This window comes from Hyphomicrobium methylovorum, from assembly GCF_013626205.1.
GTDB lineage: Bacteria > Pseudomonadota > Alphaproteobacteria > Rhizobiales > Hyphomicrobiaceae > Hyphomicrobium_B > Hyphomicrobium_B methylovorum.
This window is the reverse complement of sequence record NZ_QHJE01000001.1, coordinates 739,947-756,697: the sequence shown is the minus strand read 5'-3', so window position 1 is coordinate 756,697 and position 16,751 is coordinate 739,947. Positions and strand designations below refer to the sequence as shown.

18 protein-coding genes are annotated in these 16,751 nt (G+C 60.0%); 15 read left to right on the top strand and 3 right to left on the bottom strand.

Going from position 1 to position 16,751, the window contains the following annotated elements; genetic code table 11:
• Positions 1–335: 335 nt before the first annotated feature.
• The 8 genes from panB (at position 336) to DLM45_RS03830 (ending at position 7,440) form a co-directional block, all read left to right on the top strand.
• Positions 336–1,214 (top strand): 3-methyl-2-oxobutanoate hydroxymethyltransferase, encoded by an 879-nt coding sequence (panB, locus tag DLM45_RS03865; RefSeq protein ID WP_181335669.1) that lies wholly within the window; start codon positions 336–338, stop codon positions 1,212–1,214.
• 150 nt (positions 1,215–1,364) lie between these two features.
• Positions 1,365–2,165 carry a tetratricopeptide repeat protein gene (locus tag DLM45_RS03860; protein ID WP_181335668.1) on the top strand — a complete coding sequence of 267 codons (801 nt, stop codon included), beginning with the start codon at positions 1,365–1,367 and terminating at the stop codon, positions 2,163–2,165.
• A gap of 39 nt (positions 2,166–2,204) precedes the next feature.
• Positions 2,205–3,551: an outer membrane protein assembly factor BamB family protein gene (locus tag DLM45_RS03855; protein WP_181335667.1), complete on the top strand. Its 1,347-nt coding sequence runs from the start codon at positions 2,205–2,207 to the stop codon at positions 3,549–3,551.
• An 88-nt stretch (positions 3,552–3,639) separates the two neighbouring features.
• Positions 3,640–5,043 carry a ribosome biogenesis GTPase Der gene (der, locus tag DLM45_RS03850; RefSeq protein ID WP_181335666.1) on the top strand — a complete coding sequence of 468 codons (1,404 nt, stop codon included), beginning with the start codon at positions 3,640–3,642 and terminating at the stop codon, positions 5,041–5,043.
• A 136-nt stretch (positions 5,044–5,179) separates the two neighbouring features.
• On the top strand, positions 5,180–5,446 hold the full coding sequence (locus tag DLM45_RS03845; RefSeq protein WP_246317144.1) for a hypothetical protein: 267 nt from the start codon (positions 5,180–5,182) through the stop codon (positions 5,444–5,446).
• A 197-nt stretch (positions 5,447–5,643) separates the two neighbouring features.
• Positions 5,644–6,090 (top strand): DNA polymerase III subunit chi, encoded by a 447-nt coding sequence (locus tag DLM45_RS03840; protein WP_181338173.1) that lies wholly within the window; start codon positions 5,644–5,646, stop codon positions 6,088–6,090.
• A 55-nt stretch (positions 6,091–6,145) separates the two neighbouring features.
• Complete coding sequence (locus DLM45_RS03835) at positions 6,146–6,991, top strand: 23S rRNA (adenine(2030)-N(6))-methyltransferase RlmJ (protein ID WP_181335665.1); 846 nt, start codon at positions 6,146–6,148, stop codon at positions 6,989–6,991.
• Between the two features lie 233 nt (positions 6,992–7,224).
• Complete coding sequence (locus DLM45_RS03830) at positions 7,225–7,440, top strand: cold-shock protein (RefSeq protein ID WP_181335664.1); 216 nt, start codon at positions 7,225–7,227, stop codon at positions 7,438–7,440.
• Positions 7,441–7,597: 157 nt separating this feature from the next.
• Here the strand turns inward: DLM45_RS03830 and DLM45_RS03825 are convergent, their stop codons facing one another.
• On the bottom strand, positions 7,598–7,885 hold the full coding sequence (locus DLM45_RS03825) for a hypothetical protein (protein WP_181335663.1): 288 nt from the start codon (positions 7,883–7,885) through the stop codon (positions 7,598–7,600).
• Positions 7,886–8,172: 287 nt separating this feature from the next.
• Here DLM45_RS03825 and DLM45_RS03820 point away from each other — a divergent pair, with 287 nt between their 5' ends.
• Together DLM45_RS03820 and DLM45_RS03815 are read left to right on the top strand one after the other, a co-directional pair.
• Positions 8,173–8,490: a hypothetical protein gene (locus DLM45_RS03820; RefSeq protein WP_181335662.1), complete on the top strand. Its 318-nt coding sequence runs from the start codon at positions 8,173–8,175 to the stop codon at positions 8,488–8,490.
• 161 nt (positions 8,491–8,651) lie between these two features.
• Entirely contained in the window at positions 8,652–9,440 is a 789-nt protein-coding gene (locus tag DLM45_RS03815; RefSeq protein WP_181335661.1) for a hypothetical protein, read from the top strand.
• Positions 9,441–9,520: 80 nt separating this feature from the next.
• Here DLM45_RS03815 and DLM45_RS03810 read toward each other — a convergent pair whose 3' ends face one another.
• Together DLM45_RS03810 and DLM45_RS03805 are read right to left on the bottom strand one after the other, a co-directional pair.
• Positions 9,521–9,904, bottom strand: coding sequence for a response regulator (locus tag DLM45_RS03810; RefSeq protein ID WP_181335660.1), 384 nt, complete (start codon positions 9,902–9,904; stop codon positions 9,521–9,523).
• Between the two features lie 135 nt (positions 9,905–10,039).
• On the bottom strand, positions 10,040–10,687 hold the full coding sequence (locus DLM45_RS03805; RefSeq protein WP_181335659.1) for a histidine phosphotransferase family protein: 648 nt from the start codon (positions 10,685–10,687) through the stop codon (positions 10,040–10,042).
• Positions 10,688–10,947: 260 nt separating this feature from the next.
• On the opposite strand from DLM45_RS03805, the gene DLM45_RS03800 reads away from it, so the two are divergent.
• The 5 genes from DLM45_RS03800 to DLM45_RS03780 all read left to right on the top strand — a co-directional run bounded on the left by DLM45_RS03800 (position 10,948) and on the right by DLM45_RS03780 (position 16,548).
• Positions 10,948–11,781, top strand: coding sequence for a 3'(2'),5'-bisphosphate nucleotidase CysQ family protein (locus tag DLM45_RS03800; protein WP_181335658.1), 834 nt, complete (start codon positions 10,948–10,950; stop codon positions 11,779–11,781).
• Between the two features lie 145 nt (positions 11,782–11,926).
• Entirely contained in the window at positions 11,927–12,919 is a 993-nt protein-coding gene (locus DLM45_RS03795; protein WP_181335657.1) for a DUF1134 domain-containing protein, read from the top strand.
• 122 nt (positions 12,920–13,041) lie between these two features.
• On the top strand, positions 13,042–14,466 hold the full coding sequence (locus DLM45_RS03790) for a hypothetical protein (protein WP_181335656.1): 1,425 nt from the start codon (positions 13,042–13,044) through the stop codon (positions 14,464–14,466).
• A gap of 101 nt (positions 14,467–14,567) precedes the next feature.
• Complete coding sequence (locus DLM45_RS03785) at positions 14,568–15,596, top strand: cation diffusion facilitator family transporter (protein WP_181335655.1); 1,029 nt, start codon at positions 14,568–14,570, stop codon at positions 15,594–15,596.
• Between the two features lie 232 nt (positions 15,597–15,828).
• Complete coding sequence (locus DLM45_RS03780; RefSeq protein ID WP_181335654.1) at positions 15,829–16,548, top strand: Crp/Fnr family transcriptional regulator; 720 nt, start codon at positions 15,829–15,831, stop codon at positions 16,546–16,548.
• The last annotated feature ends 203 nt before the right edge of the window (positions 16,549–16,751 follow it).

Below are 16,751 nucleotides of genomic sequence, written 5' to 3'. Positions count from 1 at the left end.
CGGCAAACAAGAAACCCGCACTTCACCGATACAAGACTCGATCCGAACAGGGTCGCGTTGATCTCGGCAGTGCCCTAAGCGTCGTTATCAGACCGCTTCCGCCGCGTGCAACGAACTCCGCCCGCTAACCACCAATGGACCGTTTAGCTGTTGCGCTAATTCAACGGTTTGAGCTCTCGAACCCTTTTGCTGTGCATAGTCTGTGGTTAAATTTACCATTGTCCTCGACTTTTCGCGACGCATATCCGTTGGCGAGGAAGGTAAGCGCTACGTAAGCGCTTGAGACGAATGACGCGTTGCAAAGGGGCTCTCTAAGGCCCAGTGAATGGAGCACGATGTCGATCCACGTTAATCCGCGGCGTGTAACTGCGCCTGATATCGCAGCGCGTAAGGGCGGTGCTCCCATCGTTGCCCTGACGTCGTATCACGCGCATACGGCCGCAATTGCCGACAAGCACTGTGATTTTCTCCTCGTGGGAGACAGTCTCGGCATGGTGATGCACGGCTACGAAACCACCGTGCCGGTTCCACTCGAACTGATGGTAATGCACGGACGCGCCGTCGTTCGCGGCTCTAAGCGCGCACTCGTCGTCGTCGATATGCCCTTTGGCACTTACGAGGAAAGTCCATCGATGGCTTTCCGCAACGCCGCGCGCGTCATGAAGGAAACCGATTGCGGTGCCGTGAAGCTTGAAGGCGGAAGACGCACTGCAGAAACAACGCGCTATCTCGTGGAGCGCGGCATTCCTGTCATGGCGCACATCGGCATGACACCGCAGTCGATCAACGTGCTGGGTGGTTTCAAAACGCAGGGACGATCGCGCGATCAATGGGAAGCGATTGAAGAGGATGCTCGTCTCGTTGCGGAAGCGGGCGCTTTTGCTGTCGTGCTGGAAGCCATCACCGCGCCGCTGGCAGAACGCATAACCAAGGCAATCCCGATCCCGACCATCGGCATCGGCGCATCTGCCGGTTGCGACGGCCAGATCCTGGTCATGGAAGACATGCTCGGCATTTCGCCGGACGTTCCGAAATTCGTGAAGAAATTCGGAGCTATCGGCAAGGCGATCGATGACGCAATCGCCGATTACGCCGCCGAAGTTCGCGCCCGGACCTTCCCAAAGGCAGAGCACACCTATGCCCTGAAAGGCAACGAAGCGTCCGACAAAGCCTCGGAGCAAGCCACGAAAAAGCCGAAGACTTCGAGCACTTAGCCGTTAAGCGCCCGAAAACTCAGCGCAATTGTGTGAGAATTGAGCGCCGCACTTGCTCCCGGCGATTGCTTGGTTATTGATGCCCGTTGAATTGGGCCGGTCTTGGGGCCGGCGCCGAAAATCGCGACACGCGGGAGCATAGGAATTACGATGGCCGAAGATAATGACAGCCTGATGCGCGAGGTGGAGAGTGAGATCCGCCGCGAGCGAATGGAAAAAATCTGGCAGCGCTATAACGGGCTGATCGTTGGCGGCGTCTTGGCGTTTCTCGTGGCTGTCGGCGGCTACCAGTTCTTCCATCATCGTCAGGTTGAGGCGGCCTATACAGCGGGCGCCGATTTTCTGGCGGCTGGAAATCTAAGCGATCAGAAGAAGCAGGACGATGCCGATAAGGCGTACGCCGCGATTATTGCAGATAGTCCTGCAGGCGTTGCCTCTCTCGCCAAGCTTCGTCTGGCCGGAGCTGAAGTCAAAGCTGGCAAGACGAAGGAAGCCATCGCCACATTTGACTCCCTCGCGACCGCCTCGGGCGCGGATAATCTGTTGAGAAGCTTTGCACAACTCCAAGCATCGTCCCTTCTGATGGAGACGGCGGACTATTCTGAGATCGAGAATCGTTTGAAACCTCTGCTTGGCGATGACGCGCCTTACGACAGAAGTGCTCGTGAGCTGCTCGGTGTCGCCGCGTACAAGGCTAAGAAATACGACGAGGCGCGCAAGCATCTCGAACCGCTGTTGACTGACCCGCTTGCCGCCCAGGACATTCAGGATCGTGTGAAGATCCTGCTGGCGGATATCGCTTCGGCGGAAGTTGGGTCTGCTCCGGCACCGGCCGTGCAATCCGAGGCGAAACCCGCCACGCCGGAAGCGACGGCCGCAGAGAAGCCTGCGGAGCCGACCACCAAGTCGGATTCGAGCACGACGGCGAACGGGGCCGATAAGAAGCCGTAGTGTGATGCGACGTAGGGGCGAAAGGGAGTAAGCGGCTTGATGTGGGGGAGAAAGCGCGAATCCCGGCAGCTTCTGGCTGTTGTCGCAGCTGGCTTTGCCGTTGCGCTGCTTGCGGGCTGCGCTGGGCAGGGTCCGACGCTGCCAAAGGTGTCCGAGCTCAATCCGTTCAAGGAAAAGCAGCAGCCGCTTCCAGGTCGCCGCATTCCGGTGATCGAGACCACCGAGAGCATCACCGACAACCTCGCTGACGCCGACAAGCCGATCATCGTTCCACCCGCACGCGCCAATGAGGCATGGCCGCAGCCAGGCGGCGACCCCAACAACGCTCCGGGCAACCTCGCGCTCAACGGCGCTCTGCGTCAGGCGTGGAGCGCTGGGATCGGCGAAGGCTCGTCCAAGACCGGCCGCGTAACAGCCAGCCCCATCGTCTACGATGGCCGCATCTACACGCTCGACGCAGCTGCGAACCTGACCGCATTGTCCTTGACCGGTGCGAAGGCATTCTCGTTCTCCACCAAGCCGGAAGGCCAAGTCGGTCTGGGCGGCTACGGCGGCGGGCTCGCTGCAGAGAATGGCCGGCTGTACGTGGCCAACGGATACGGCATCGTAAGCGCGTTGGACCCGCAGTCCGGCAAAGTGATCTGGACCAAAGACCTCGACGTACCGATCCGCGCCGCACCGACGGCCGCCGGAGACCGCCTCTACGTCATAACCATCGACGGCCGCTTCTTCTGCTTCAGCGGCGTTGATGGCAGCGAAGTCTGGTCCGCACGCGGACTGCCGCAAACGGCAAGTCTAATGAACTCGACAAGCCCGGCCGTGGACGGCGACATCGTTGTCGTTCCGTATCCCTCCGGCGATGTCATCGCCTACAAACTCTCTGACGGTACCGCTGTGTGGTCGGAAAGCCTGTCGCGCACCCGTCAAACCTCGCAGATCGCATCGATGAGCGACGCGGCGCGTCCCGCGATCGATAACGGCGTGGTTTACGCTGTCGGTCACGCTGGCCGCATGGTCGCCACGCAGGCGAAATCCGGGGAACGGCTCTGGTCGTTGACCGTGCCGAGCTCTCAGCCCCCGTGCGTTGCGGGCGATACGGTTTACGTCGTTAATACCGGCGGCCGGGTGCTGGCCCTTGCGCGGGATAGCGGTAAAACCCGGTGGACGATGCAACTTCCGCAAGCAAAATCTTGGGCCGGACCGGTGCTCGCGGGCGGAACACTGTGGGTCGTATCCGGCAGCGGCGAAGTCGTGGGCGTTGACGCAGCGACCGGTAAACAGGCGAGCCAGATGAGCGTCGGGGAGGCGGTTTATATCCCGCCGATCGTGGCGCAGGGTCGCATGTTTGTCCTGACTGACGCGGCGAAACTGATCGCTCTCAACTGAGAATTGCGCTAGAGAGCCCGAATGCTCGCCGTTGCGGCAGGGCTCCGCCGCCGTTGTTTAACGGCCCAATCTCCATTGAGACTGTACTTTGTCGTCGCCAGCATCCCTTCCGCTCATCGCCATCGTCGGCCGTCCGAACGTCGGAAAATCGACGCTCTTCAACCGGCTGACGGGAAGCCGCGCGGCGCTCGTCTCCGATCTGCCGGGGCTGACGCGTGACCGCCGCGAGGGCACCGCGAAGCTGCTCGGCAATGAATTCCGCCTGATCGACACCGCCGGTCTGGAAGAGGCGCGCCAAGGCTCCATCGCCGATCGCATGCGCAAGCAGACCGAGCAGGCGATCGAAACTGCGGACCTCGTGCTTTTCGTCATCGACGCACGGGTTGGCGTGACGGCCTCAGACAGCGCATTCGCCAAAATTGCGCGTCAGTCCGGAAAGCCCGTGGTGCTTGTTGCGAACAAGGCGGAAGGCCGCCAGGGCGACGAGGGAATTCTCGAAGCGTTTTCCCTAGGCCTCGGCGCACCGATCGCAATCTCGGCTGAGCACGGCGAAGGCATCGGCGACCTCGCAATCGACATCATGGGTGCGCTGGGCATCAGCATGCCTGCGCCTGTCAAAAAACGTCACCGCGACGACCCTGAGACGGAACAAACTCCCGCGGTTCCGGCGCCCGAAAGTCAGCGCCTGATCCGTGTCGCAATAGTTGGCCGGCCGAATGCCGGGAAATCCACGCTCGTCAATGCACTGCTTGGCGAAGACCGCATGATCACCGGACCCGAGCCGGGCCTGACGCGTGACAGCGTCTCAAGCGAACTCACCTACAAAGGCCGGCCGATCCTGCTGTTCGATACGGCAGGCCTCCGGCGCAAAGCGAAGATCACCGAGACGGCTGAAAAGCTTTCGGCAAGCGATGCCATCCGCGCCATTCGTTTTGCTGAAGTCGTCGTTCTACTGGTCGATGCTGAACGTCCGTTCGAGCACCAGGATCTCACCATCGGTCACCGCGTCGCCGAAGAAGGCCGCGCGCTCGTGGTCGCGGTCAACAAATGGGACCTCGTTGAGGAAAAACAGAAGACGTTGCGGGAATTGCGCGAAACCGTAGCGGAAAGTTTGGCACAGGTGCCAAACGTCCCCCTAGTGACAATCTCTGCACGTTCGGAAAGCGGCCTCGACCAATTGATGTCCGCGATCATTAAAGTTCATGAGACCTGGAACCGGCGCATATCGACGCCAAGGCTCAATCGCTGGCTCGAAGAGGCAATGAGCCGCCACGCGCCGCCTGCGTCTCACGGCCGCCGCATAAAAATTCGTTACATTACGCAGCCTTCGACGCGCCCGCCGACTTTCGTGGCATTCTGCCAGCGGGCTGACGCACTGCCGCAGTCCTATGTGAAATACTTGACGAATTCGATGCGCGACGCCTTCGACCTGCCCGGCGTTCCGATCCGATTCAGCCTTAGAAAAGGCGAGAATCCATTCGCTAAAGGGTGAGGTAACGCTAAGTTTGCGTTGCGATTTGTTAATACTGACCGGCTGCGAAACGCTGGCATTAAAACAATCGCTGCGCTAGGTGTGACCTCGCTCCCCCATCCACCAACAACAACTGAGAATGATCGAGGGAATAGTTATGAGAAAGCTTCAAAAGGCGCTTCTATCTGCTGCGTTGACGGCAGGTGTCTGCTTCATCGCCGTCGCGCCAGCCAGCGCCTTTTCGGCGAAGGTGAGAAAAGCTTGCGCCGGTGACTACCAGAACTTCTGTTCGCAATACTCACCGGACAGCACAGAACTTCGTCGTTGCTTCGAGAGCAACCGCAAGGGGCTCACGCGCATCTGCACGTCCGCACTTGTCGACGCTGGCGAAGTTCCTGCACGTTATCTGAAAAAGAAGCGGTAAGAATTGCAGCGGGCGGGAGCAAGCGTCGAAAGAATTCGCGTCATGCTCACCGCCCGCACGGGCGTCAGCTACAAAGAACCAGCGCCGCTCCGGACGAAGTTAGATAGGGACCGCCGCGCCGACTTCAAGAGCTGATAACGATGTCCTATCTTCGCGAGCACGCGATGTCGGAAAGTCGTTTCTAGGGAGCGCGCAAAATCGACGTCTACTTCTACCATCTCGAAAATCACACGCTTGAACGCGTCCTGCCGAGTCTCATCGAGAAGACCTTGGCGCGGGGTTGGCGTGCGGTTGTGCAGGTGGGCAGCGAGGAACGCCTGGAAGCGCTCGACCTCGCGTTGTGGACGTACGCCGACGATAGCTTCCTGCCGCACGGCTCCGCGAAGGCAGGCTTCGCTGCGGACCAGCCAGTCTTCCTGACAGTCGGATCGGAAACGCCGAACGGCGCAGGCGTGCGCTTTCTCGTCGACGGTGCGGAAGCGGAGGAATTCAGCGGCGCCGAACGCTTCGTCTACGTTTTTGACGGGCACGATGATGCTGCGCTCCAAACAGCTCGCTCGCAGTGGAAAGCGGCTAAAGCCGCGGGATGTTCGGTAACGTACTGGCAGCAATCGGAATCGGGCCGCTGGGAACAGAAGGCTTGAGCACCGAAGCGCGCCAAGCCAAAGCTGTCAGCATTGCATTTTCGGCCACCAGACGATGAATTACCGCCACGGCTACCACGCTGGAAACTTCGCAGATGTCGTGAAGCACGCCATCCTTGCGCGCATCATCACGTATCTGAAGCAGAAGCCGCAGCCCTTTCGCGTCATTGATACGCACGCCGGTCAGGGTCGCTACGACCTGACGTCTCCGGAAGCGGACAAGACCGGCGAATGGCGCGACGGCATCGACCGCATCTACAATGCTGATCTGCCCGCCGCAGTCGCAGATTTGTTGTCGCCGTACCTCGACAGTATTCGCGCGTTGAATGACGACGGTGAGCTGCGCTTTTATCCGGGCAGCGCCCTCATCGCTCGCATGCTGATGCGCCGCGAGGATGCGCTGGTGGCCAACGAGCTTGAACCTTCGGCCTTCGCGTCGCTGAAGGAGGAGTTCAACCGATCGAAGAACACCACGGCGCTCAACATAGACGCACGCTTCGCCGTGAAGTCGCTCCTGCCGCCAAAGGAGCGGCGTGGCCTCGTCGTCATCGATCCGCCGTTCGAGGACAGATCTGAGTTCACAAATCTGGCGGCTGCAGTCGAAGACGGTCTGAGCCGCTTCGCGACCGGGACCTATTTGATCTGGTATCCCGTGAAAGATACCGCCGCCGCCGATGGGTTTGTGTCCGCCGCTACTGCCCGGCCGGGAAGCAAGTTCCTGGACGTGCGCCTGCGCGTCTGCGCTCCCTTTCCGGGGCTCGGGCTGACAGAAACGGGCGTGCTCGTGCTCAATCCGCCTTACATCTTGCGGCAAGAGCTTGAAATCATTCTTCCAGTCCTGGCGGCCGCTTTAGCAGAGGGCGACGGAAGCGCATTCACCCTCACGGACATTGGCAGATAGTCTCAAACTGCATTGCTCTGCAGCATTTCATCTTGCACAGAGTTGGCATTTACGGGATAAATTGCCGCACGCTGGACTAGGGCATCGGCGGCCCGCGCTGCGTGTATCTCCCTTCGGCTCGTCAGCCGTGCGGAGAAGCGAGCGTGATGCTGCCGGGGATGTAGTGCTCTTCCAAGCGGCGGTGCTCCGGCTCACGCCGGTGACTTGCACCGCGAATGCGCCAGGAGAGACGCATGCGCCAGACAGGCACGGTCAAGTTCTACAATTCTCAAAAAGGCTACGGTTTCATCAAACCCGACGATGGCGGTAACGATGTGTTCGTACACGTTACGGCTGTCGAGCGTTCGGGCATCGGTGAGCTGAACGAAGGTATGCGGATATCGTTCGAGACCGAACCCGATAAGCGCGGAAAAGGCCCGAAAGCCGTCGACCTGCAAAAGGCCGGATAAGGCGGCGGTGCCCGTCTGATGAGACGGGGATCGGAATGGAATAAAAACCGGGGACCGGCAGGATCCTTTGCGGCACGCGAGAACCGCGCCCCGATTAGTCCGTACACTGCCAAAAAAAGGCCCGCCGATTTGGCGGGCCTGTCGTTGTTCTTGAAGATCAGGTTTTCGCCATCGCGTTGCGGATGGCTCCGATGATGGTCAGCAGCACGCCGCCGCCGACACCGCCGCCAACGATCTGCGTGAGAATGTAGGCGGGATCGAATGATCCGCCGGACACGGCCGTATTAAAGACCTGCTCAAGGATTTGACCGCCGACACCGCCGCCGACGATACCGGCAAGAGTGTTTCCAAGTGTCCCAAGGCTCAGGTTTTTCATCATGCCCCCGGCGACGTTTCCGCCAACGGCACCACTGATGAGCTGGATGAGTAGGGTCGCAATATCCATATGACGTCTCCACGAGCTGAGTGGGCTTGTAGCCCCCCGGATTTAATCCGCGACAATCGACTTCGCCGTCCGAACGCACCCCGACAGTGGGAATCATACCACACAAAGGATGCCGAACTGCATGACAGACCGCGCGAATCGCAGCGATGGGAGGTAAGCGTTGTTCAGAAGCTACAGCAGATTGTGAATTGGGCCGGTCAATCATTTATTCAGAGAGATGAACGACAATTCCGCTATGCTTTAAGTGCGTCGCGCAAAAGACGCGTTCGCCTAGGAGAGGCCATCCAATGACGTCCAAGTTCTTTTCAGTTGCTTTGCTTGGTGGGTTGGTTGCGATTCTGGCGTTTCCAGCGGATGCGGCGCCGAAATCCCGGCAGGCCGCCCAGGAAGAGGGCTATACCGTTCGGCGCGGCCCTGGCGGTTACTCCTACAACTATTCGGATTCGATCAATACCTACGGCGATAGCCGCAGCCGGTACGGCGCTGCTTCGTCCTATCGCGATCCGCGTCTTGACCGCCAGACACCGGCGGGACCGTTCGATCACGGCTTCTTTTTTGATTCCGCGATCGGCACCAACGGCGGCGACGCTCCGTATATGCACTAAACAGTGCGCCTTATGTTGGCCCATATGCTCACGTCGTCTGTGGGTAATGGGACACAAAGGTGTCGACAACTGCAGTGCAACCGCTGACTCACTCTCGTCCTCCGGTTCGCCAGCAAATATAGTCGCTCCCACGAGTTTCGGTCTCACGGGGGAATAATCGTATGCGCCTCTCGCTCAATGTCGTTGCAGCAGTCGCAGCAGCAGCCAGTTTGGCGGCGGCCGTCTCGACGCCTGCATTTGCCGCGTGCAAGCGCTACGGCTTCACCGTCAATGATTACGGCAAGGACGGTCCCACGAAGGATGCAAAATCGCTCCTTGATAAGATGATTGCGTCCAAGATGGCCGAACAAGGCATCAAGGACTACAGCACTGGCAAGAAGAGCGTGTCTTGCGACCTCTTCCTCGACTTCATCGTATTCGATGAGCACACCTGCACCGCCGAAGCGACGGTCTGCTGGGGCGGATCGCAGCTCCCGGGATCTGAGCGGGCGTCTTCCGACGACGAGGGAACCAGCAAGGCAGCCTCCAGCGAGGCTGGCGACGCGAAGCCCGCGAAGACGAAGAAGAAGGATCTGGCGAAGAAGTCAGACAGCGCAATCGAGAAAACGAAATCCGCAGCGAACGTCGTAGCTGATCCCAAGCCGCATCGCCCGAAGATCGCGAAACCTGCGGCTGCCCAAGCTCAACCTGTAGAGGCGGAGCCGGAAGCACCAGCCGCTGCTGCAGCGGAACAGGAATCGTCACCGGCAGATACCGCTGTTGCAGCGCCGGAAGAGCCTGCTGCATCGGAATCGGCTGCTGCCAAAGCGCCCGCAGCGAGCCAGGTTGAAACCGGGTCGCTCAACGAGGGGCACGCCGAACATAAAGCGCACAAGAAATCTGCCCCGAGCAACGATGATGACGCGGCAGGCTATCCGAGCCCGGTTCCGCCGCAGGAACCGACGGAATAAGTCGCTTCAAATTCATCGATACAGATACGGACGGGGCAGATGTTTCTGCCCCGTTTTGTTTTTCGGCAGCGCGTTGAAGGCTACTGCGCCGACTGATTAGAGGAGGCCCGAATCTCCGCGAGCTTCATTTCGATGATCTCGCGGTTGAACGGCTTCAGCAGAAAGCTATCCGCCCCATGTGACAGCGCACGCTTCACGTCGTGCGGATCATGCTCGGTCACGACGTAGATGATATGCGGCCGTTTTTCCAAGGGCAGAGTGCGCAGCTTGGATATGAAGTCGATGCTGTTGCAGTCGGGCATGCGCCAATCGACGAGGATGTAATCCGGCGACTCTGTCCTCAGGCGCTCGAGCGCGGCAACCGGACCATCGGCTTCACTTACGCGAAAGCCCAAGCCCTCGAAAATGAGCCGGCTGAATTTTCTGATGATCTCTGAATCATCGATAACGAAACAGTGCAGCATGTCTGTGACCGTGTATCTACTGCGCGCGCGTCCGCTATCGCTCTTGCATCAGAATGCAGTCGAAGCCTTAAATCGCCGTTAATCAGTTAGACGAAAGTCCAGCTCTGAAAACGGTCGCTCGCGCTGGGCCCGCGGCTAGGCGATCGACTTGGCGACCAGCAGGATGTCCGAGCCGTCTTTCAGGATCTCGAGGCGCATCTCTGCGGTCGGCGCAATGCGCCACGTGTAGTAGGCCTGGATCGTAATGGCATCGAGCGGGAGCTGATTGCCTGCCACGAAGTCTGTCAGATACTGCGGAGGGCGTGCGCCAGTCCCGGAGCAGCGGATCAGATAGTTCGGCTTCTCAAAAGTTCCGCCGATGCCGACATCGATCTCGCCGCCGCGCGGCAGCGCCGTCACGGCCGATGCGATGAGATTGAGCAGCAGCTTGACCTTGTCTTTTCCGACGAGACCAGGGGCGCCGCGCCAATTCAGCTTGTGCTTGCCCTGTGTGATCTTCACAAACCCGCGCGAGATTTTTTCCGCAGTGTTGAGATCGATCATCGATCCGGCGGAGCCAGCCGCGCCGAAAGCGAAGCGTGCGAACTCCAGACGTGCGGAAGCCTGCTCCGTCACGTTCCGAATGACGTTCATTGCATAGCTTTTGGCCTGCGCGTCGTCGTCTTCGTCGAGGATCTCAAGTCCGTTGACGATGGCGCCGACCGGATTGATGATATCGTGACAGATGCGGCTCGAAATGAGCGCTGCAAGTTCAAGATCGGTTGGCGGAACGCGCTGGTTCATTACGTACCCTTTGTTGCAAGGCCTGATCTGCTGATGCGCATTCAAAGCGCGACAGCGCGACGCGAGCCAACGGGCCGCTTGCGAAATTGCATTAAGCTCTGATACATGCGCCGGAACACGGTTGCCAAGTCCTGGGACCGGCAGTGGGCGAAAGCTCCGATTTTTCATTCAAGACATGAGTCTTGAGCGCAACGGTCGGGCCGTCGTGCTGTTAGGCACGTGCGGGGCGCCTTGGCAAACCAAGAGACACTGGCCGAATCATGCAGCCGATCGATATCGAAGATCACGATGCACTCGTAACAGCTCTGCTGCCGACGGTGCGCGCGGCTGGACGCCTTGAAATGGCATACTTCGCCAAGGGCGTGGAGATCGAACAAAAAGCTGACCGCTCTCCCGTTACAATCGCTGACCGAGAAGCGGAACTCGTGATTCTTGCGGATCTCGCCAAGATCGCGCCGGAGATTCCCGTCGTCGCCGAAGAAGAAATCGCTGCAGGTCGTCCTTGCGAATACGCGCGCCGCTTCTTTCTCGTCGATGCGCTCGATGGCACGCGTCTGTTTATTCGCGGCAAGCCCGAGTTTTCGATCAACATCGGATACGTCGAAGACGGCAAGGCCCGCTTCGGCTTGATCTATCTACCACCGTCTGAGCGGCTGTTCGTGACCCGAGCTGACGGCTTCGCGTACGAGGGGCAGCTTTCGCTCGCGCCGGGAGAAGAACCGCCCGAAGTTACGTTTCATCGCATAACCACGCGCACCCCCGATCCGGAAACGCTGGTGGCGTTCAACAGCCGCGGCACCGGCAGCGCGAGTGCCCAGCTTCTCGCGGACCTGAAGGTCGCCGACGCGCGGCCGCTCGGTTCAGCCATGAAGTTCTGTCTCATCGCCGCCGGAGAGGGTGACCTCTACGCGCGCTTTGGTGAGACCTATGAATGGGATACGGCCGCGGGTCAGGCAATCCTGGAAGCCGCTGGCGGTTCGGTGACGACGCCGGAAGGCGAGCCGCTGACATACGGCCATTTCCAACGCGGATTTCGCAATGGCCATTTCGTGGCCTGGGGGCGCCAGCCGCTGTGGCGTCGCGGCAGCACTTAGTCGTCCGGCGCATAAGCAACCTGGAACGGCCATACTTTAGCAACAGAATCCCGCGATTCTCCGTACGGGTTTAGAGGGGCGATCCGATGCGAAGCTCACGGTCGAAGAGCGCGCGCCGGCTCGACAATTTCGTGGGGTCACAGAGATGAACCGCGTCTCAATGAGGTCGCCAGGCGCAAGTGCGCGGCGCATGCCGGGCTGGTCTTTGGCATTGCCGCTTGCACTCTTGCTGGCCGTAACGGGATCGAGCGCGGGCGCCGTGGACGATGCGTACCGTCCGCCGTCGGACTCTTACAATCAGGGCGGCTCCTACAATCAAGGTGGTTCCTACGATCAAGGCGGATACGCCCGCCAGGGCGATTCCTACGCGCCTCCGTCCTCAAATTCCTATCGAGGTTCGCCGCGGCAGGGTGGGGGAGATGCCGGCTATCCAGCGCCGCAGTCCTACGATCAAGCCGGGCAAGGCGACGGCTATTCACAGGGGCGTAACGGCGGCAACAACGCCTACCAGCCCTATGGCAGCTCGCAAGGCGGCGGCAATTACGACTCGAGCGGCTATGGCGAACCCTACAGCGATCCGCCGCAGCACAGCGCCAGCCGCGATGATCGATACAACGCAGGTCCTCCCCCGTACGACGAGCGCGGCCCGCGGCGATCGACTTACACGGAAGACGAGATCATCCGCGCCGGAGGCAACTTTTTCGGGAAAGTCAGCGGCAGTCTGGCTTCAGCCATCGAATGGGCGTTCCAGAAGGCGGGCCGGCCAAACGGATATATCCTCGGACAAGATGCCGGTGGAGCGTTCGTCGCTGGCCTCGCCTACGGAGAAGGCACGCTCTACACCAAGGATGCCGGTACTTCCAAAGTCTATTGGCAGGGGCCTTCAGTCGGCTACGATTTCGGAGCCGAAGGCTCTAAGGTCATGACGCTGGTATACAATCTGCGCGACCCGGAAGACATCTATGACCGTTTTGGCGGCGTGGAGGGCGCGGCTTACCTGGTTGGCGGTGTAAGCGTGCAGTGGCAGAAGTCCGGCCATGTCACACTCGCGCCAATTCGCGCGGGAGTGGGCCTAAGGCTCGGTGCGAACGTGGGTTATTTGAAGTATACTCGAAACCCGACATGGAACCCGTTCTGAGGGATAACCCCCTGAGTACGGTGATTTACGGTTGCCGGACGCCGGGAATATGTACTTCACTCGGCGACAGGGACGTGCGCTAGCGGCGGGGGCCGTGTGGCGATCAACTCAGGGTTTGTTTCTTGATCACCCTTTATGCCGCGATGCTCGTTACGCTGGGCTTCTTGATCGCGGCCCTGATTATTGTCGTGCTTCTTCCGGCATATCGCCGCCGCATCGAACGCTTCGCCACCGAAGCATTGAAGCGCACGCTGCCGCTCACCGAAGAAGAAATTCGCGCCGATAAAGATCGCCTTCGCGCCGAATTCGCGATGGACCTTCACAAGCTCGAAACGAAGGTCGAGGAAGCGAGCCTCGCAAGCGCACGCCAAAGCGTTGAACTCAATCGTCGCGACGCCAAGATCCAGGAACTCACCGAAGCCATCGACAATCATAAGATGAGCGTGGGTGAGCACGAGAACGCACGCCGCGTTCTTGAGCAAGCCATCCTCGATCGTCTGCCAAAAGTCGAGCAGCGCCTCACCGAAACGCGCAAGCTCCTGGCCGCGCGCGACCGCGAGATCAGGGAGCTGCTTGCGACCAGTGCGAAGCAGGCGAACGCCCTCGATGAGGCAAGCCAGCTCAATACGCAGCGCGAAAAAGAACTCGTCAAACTGCGCACGACGCTCAATACGCGCGCCGCGCGTAACCGTAACGCGCGCGCCGATGAGCGTGACGATGGCAACGTGGCGTTGCGCTCTGAATTGGAAGCGCTGCGCGCCCAATCACGCCAGCAAGCCGATCAGATAACCAAGCTACAGTTTGAAGCCAGAAAAGCGAGCGTGACGATCCCGGCAGGTGAATCCGTTACCGCCGAAATCAAGAAATTGACCGCCGCGCTCGCCAAGTCGGAAAGCGAGCTGAGCAAGATGAAAGCGAGCGTCGGCGGCGACGATGCTGCGCGTATGGCGCTCGAAGATCGCTTGGCGGATCTGCAGGCTGCAAGCGATGCCAAATCGAGCGAGATCGCAAAGCTCAAGGCTGCTGTAAAATCGTACGAAGAGAAAGCCCCGCAGCCCGGCGCCATCTCGCAGCAGGCCGACCTCAGCGCCTTGCAGACCGAAGTGGACGAGCAGCGCAATACGATCGCTGCCCTCAAGGCTGAGATCGCGTCGAGTCAAGAACGTCTGTCGCGCCAAGCGGTGCATTTCCACGAAGAGCTGCGCCGCATCACGCCCCGGACGCATGCCGAAGCGGAAAGTTCAGAAAGCGAAGCGCCGCGCAAGCCGCTGGCCGAACGGATTGCCGAGCCACGTCCCGTGCGCCCGCCGCCGCTCGACGTCGTTGCTGCATCCGATGACAAAGCGCGCGACGCCCGGCCGGGGTCATTCCTCCGTTCGCTCAATGGGACGGCCGCAAACGGCAACGATAGCTCGGACGGGCCCGAAGGACAGCAGCCGCCGCCGCTGCCGATGACGGAATCCCCGCCGAAAGTGCCACCGGCTATTCCGGCAGCCGCGCGCCAGCCGCGCCTTCTTGAGCGCATCAGCGGGCTGAATAAGCGTTGACGCTAAAGGTCCTCACGGAACGGCATAGCCCGGTGCGCGTTTGAATTCGTCTGACACGTCGGCTAGCTTCCACCGACCCCCTGAGTAGCGACCGCGAGACTATGGCTGACGATCCCTCTTCCCAGAACTCGACGCCAAGCCGCGAGGGATCGGACGTCGATCATGATCATCGCGATGACCACGATCACGATGGCCACGATCACGACCACAGCCATGGCGGCGGTCATGTTCATGCACCGAAAGATTTCGGCACCGCGTTCGCAATCGGCGTCGGGCTGAACGCAGCATTCATTATCGTGGAAGTGGCGGCTGGCATCGCCGCAAGCTCTGTAGCGCTTCTCGCTGACGCCGGTCACAATCTCAGCGACGTCCTCGGTCTGCTGATCGCTTGGGGCGCGAGCATCCTCGACAAGCTGCGCCCGACGTTGCGTTACACATACGGTTATAAGTCGTCGACGATCTTGGCCGCGCTCGCCAACGCGATGCTGTTGCTCATCGCCGTCGGTGCGATTGCTTTGGAAGCGGTGCAGCGGCTCGGGTCTCCCCCAGCCGTCAACGACATGATGGTGATCGTCGTGGCGGGCATCGGCGTGGTGATCAACGGCTTCACCGCAATGCTGTTCATGTCAGGGCGCGAGAGTGATGTGAACATTCGTGGGGCCTACCTGCACATGGCCGCCGATGCCGGAATTTCTATGGGCGTCGTTGTGGCGGGCATAGTCATGTTCATGACGGGATGGGACTGGCTCGATCCCGTTGTCAGCCTTGCGATCGCTGTCGTGATCGTCTGGGCCACCTGGGGCCTTCTTCGGGACTCGACCCGGCTGGCGCTCCAAGCCGTTCCGGACAACATCAACCCCGAGCTCGTGCGAAGCCGCCTTGCAGCGCTGCCGGGAGTCGCAAGTCTCCATGACCTCCACATTTGGCCGATGAGCACCACGGAAACGGCGCTCACCTGCCACCTGGTGATGCCTGACGGGCATCCGGGCGACGCCTTCATTTCTAATGCCGCCAATATGTTGCGCGAGGAATTCCAAATTCGCCACGCAACGCTGCAGCTCGAGATCGGCAACGACGCGCCCTGCGGCCTCAGTCCAAGTTGCGCCGGTAGCGCACCTTGTGACCCCTGAACGGCCACACCCAAAATTCTTGCGGCAAGAACCTGGAACCGCTGGTGGCGCAGTGGGTTATTCAGTCTGCTAACGATTTAGGACAATCGGAAGTACCCAATTTACCGCGAAGGCAATCGAGGGACTGCCATTTCGCGCGTTATCGCGCTATACAGGACGAGTTATGTCGCTTGAGAGTTGAAGGCGAGGAGGGGACCGCCGGAACTGCAAGCATGCGTATGGAGTGTGCGCAATGTTGCAAACGGTCATTGAGAATGCCGTCCCCGCCCCACCCGGAATGGGCTCGCAACTGAGCGAATCCGGACCCGATCGCGAACTCGCAAAGAACGAATTCCTGTTCGAAGCGAACGATCTCAAAACCTGCATCTATCGTGTCGAAACGGGCGGCCTCCGCATAACGGCAGCGCGTCCGGACGGAACCACGGAACTGGTGGAGCACGCGCTCGCCGGAGATCTCGTAGGTCTCGGGTTCCTTGAGCGGCATGCTGTGAGCGCACACGCCGTTGTGCACACGACGGTCTCCGAAATTCCGTTGAGCGATATGGAACACATCACGCATCTGGACCCGGTAGCGAAAGCCCGGCTCGATGCAGCCGTCGAGCGTGAGTTCATTTATCGCCGCGATAGCCTTGTGCGCGCTGGGCAGGAAAGCACCACAGTGAGGCTGGCTGCGCTTCTCTGTGCATTGTCGAGCCGCAATGGGCGAGAAGGGCTGGACAGCACAGTTCTCGAAAACGATCTCGAATGCGCAGTCGTTGCTGACTATTTGTCGGTAAGTTTGGATGTTCTGGCGCTTGCGCTGGCACAGCTCAAAATGCGCGGTTTGATCGAACCTGCGGATGCCGGACGTCTACAGATTAAAGACCTCCAGGGTCTCTCAGAGTTGGCTGGTCAGGATTCATGCGAATTGTTGCAGTCGGACCTGCCACGGGGCAGGCGGCGGTTGCGTTAGCTTCGCAAGCCAATTCGACAAAACGCCAATTCAATAAGCCGGAGCCAAAACTCCGGCTTTTGTTTTGCGCGCTTCGCCAGCGCGGACTGTCGCTTCCGCCAGTTGTGGCGATGCAATGAAAATTGAGACAAAGATAAGCCAGCACCGCCCGTCCGCGCGTGTTGGACAGCAGAAGCACCTCGAACTTCCCCTGAGTTCGAGGT

Bases quoted from the DNA above. Each gene is read 5' to 3' on its own strand.
- panB (WP_181335669.1), top strand. From the start codon at position 336: ATGTCGATCCACGTTAATCCGCGGCGTGTAACTGCGCCTGATATCGCA.
- DLM45_RS03860 (WP_181335668.1), top strand. From the start codon at position 1,365: ATGGCCGAAGATAATGACAGCCTGATGCGCGAGGTGGAGAGTGAGATC.
- DLM45_RS03855 (WP_181335667.1), top strand. From the start codon at position 2,205: ATGTGGGGGAGAAAGCGCGAATCCCGGCAGCTTCTGGCTGTTGTCGCA.
- DLM45_RS03845 (WP_246317144.1), top strand. From the start codon at position 5,180: ATGAGAAAGCTTCAAAAGGCGCTTCTATCTGCTGCGTTGACGGCAGGT.
- DLM45_RS03835 (WP_181335665.1), top strand. From the start codon at position 6,146: ATGAATTACCGCCACGGCTACCACGCTGGAAACTTCGCAGATGTCGTG.
- DLM45_RS03830 (WP_181335664.1), top strand. From the start codon at position 7,225: ATGCGCCAGACAGGCACGGTCAAGTTCTACAATTCTCAAAAAGGCTAC.
- DLM45_RS03825 (WP_181335663.1), bottom strand. From the start codon at position 7,885: ATGGATATTGCGACCCTACTCATCCAGCTCATCAGTGGTGCCGTTGGC.
- DLM45_RS03820 (WP_181335662.1), top strand. From the start codon at position 8,173: ATGACGTCCAAGTTCTTTTCAGTTGCTTTGCTTGGTGGGTTGGTTGCG.
- DLM45_RS03815 (WP_181335661.1), top strand. From the start codon at position 8,652: ATGCGCCTCTCGCTCAATGTCGTTGCAGCAGTCGCAGCAGCAGCCAGT.
- DLM45_RS03810 (WP_181335660.1), bottom strand. From the start codon at position 9,904: ATGCTGCACTGTTTCGTTATCGATGATTCAGAGATCATCAGAAAATTC.
- DLM45_RS03805 (WP_181335659.1), bottom strand. From the start codon at position 10,687: ATGAACCAGCGCGTTCCGCCAACCGATCTTGAACTTGCAGCGCTCATT.
- DLM45_RS03800 (WP_181335658.1), top strand. From the start codon at position 10,948: ATGCAGCCGATCGATATCGAAGATCACGATGCACTCGTAACAGCTCTG.
- DLM45_RS03795 (WP_181335657.1), top strand. From the start codon at position 11,927: ATGAACCGCGTCTCAATGAGGTCGCCAGGCGCAAGTGCGCGGCGCATG.
- DLM45_RS03785 (WP_181335655.1), top strand. From the start codon at position 14,568: ATGGCTGACGATCCCTCTTCCCAGAACTCGACGCCAAGCCGCGAGGGA.
- DLM45_RS03780 (WP_181335654.1), top strand. From the start codon at position 15,829: ATGTTGCAAACGGTCATTGAGAATGCCGTCCCCGCCCCACCCGGAATG.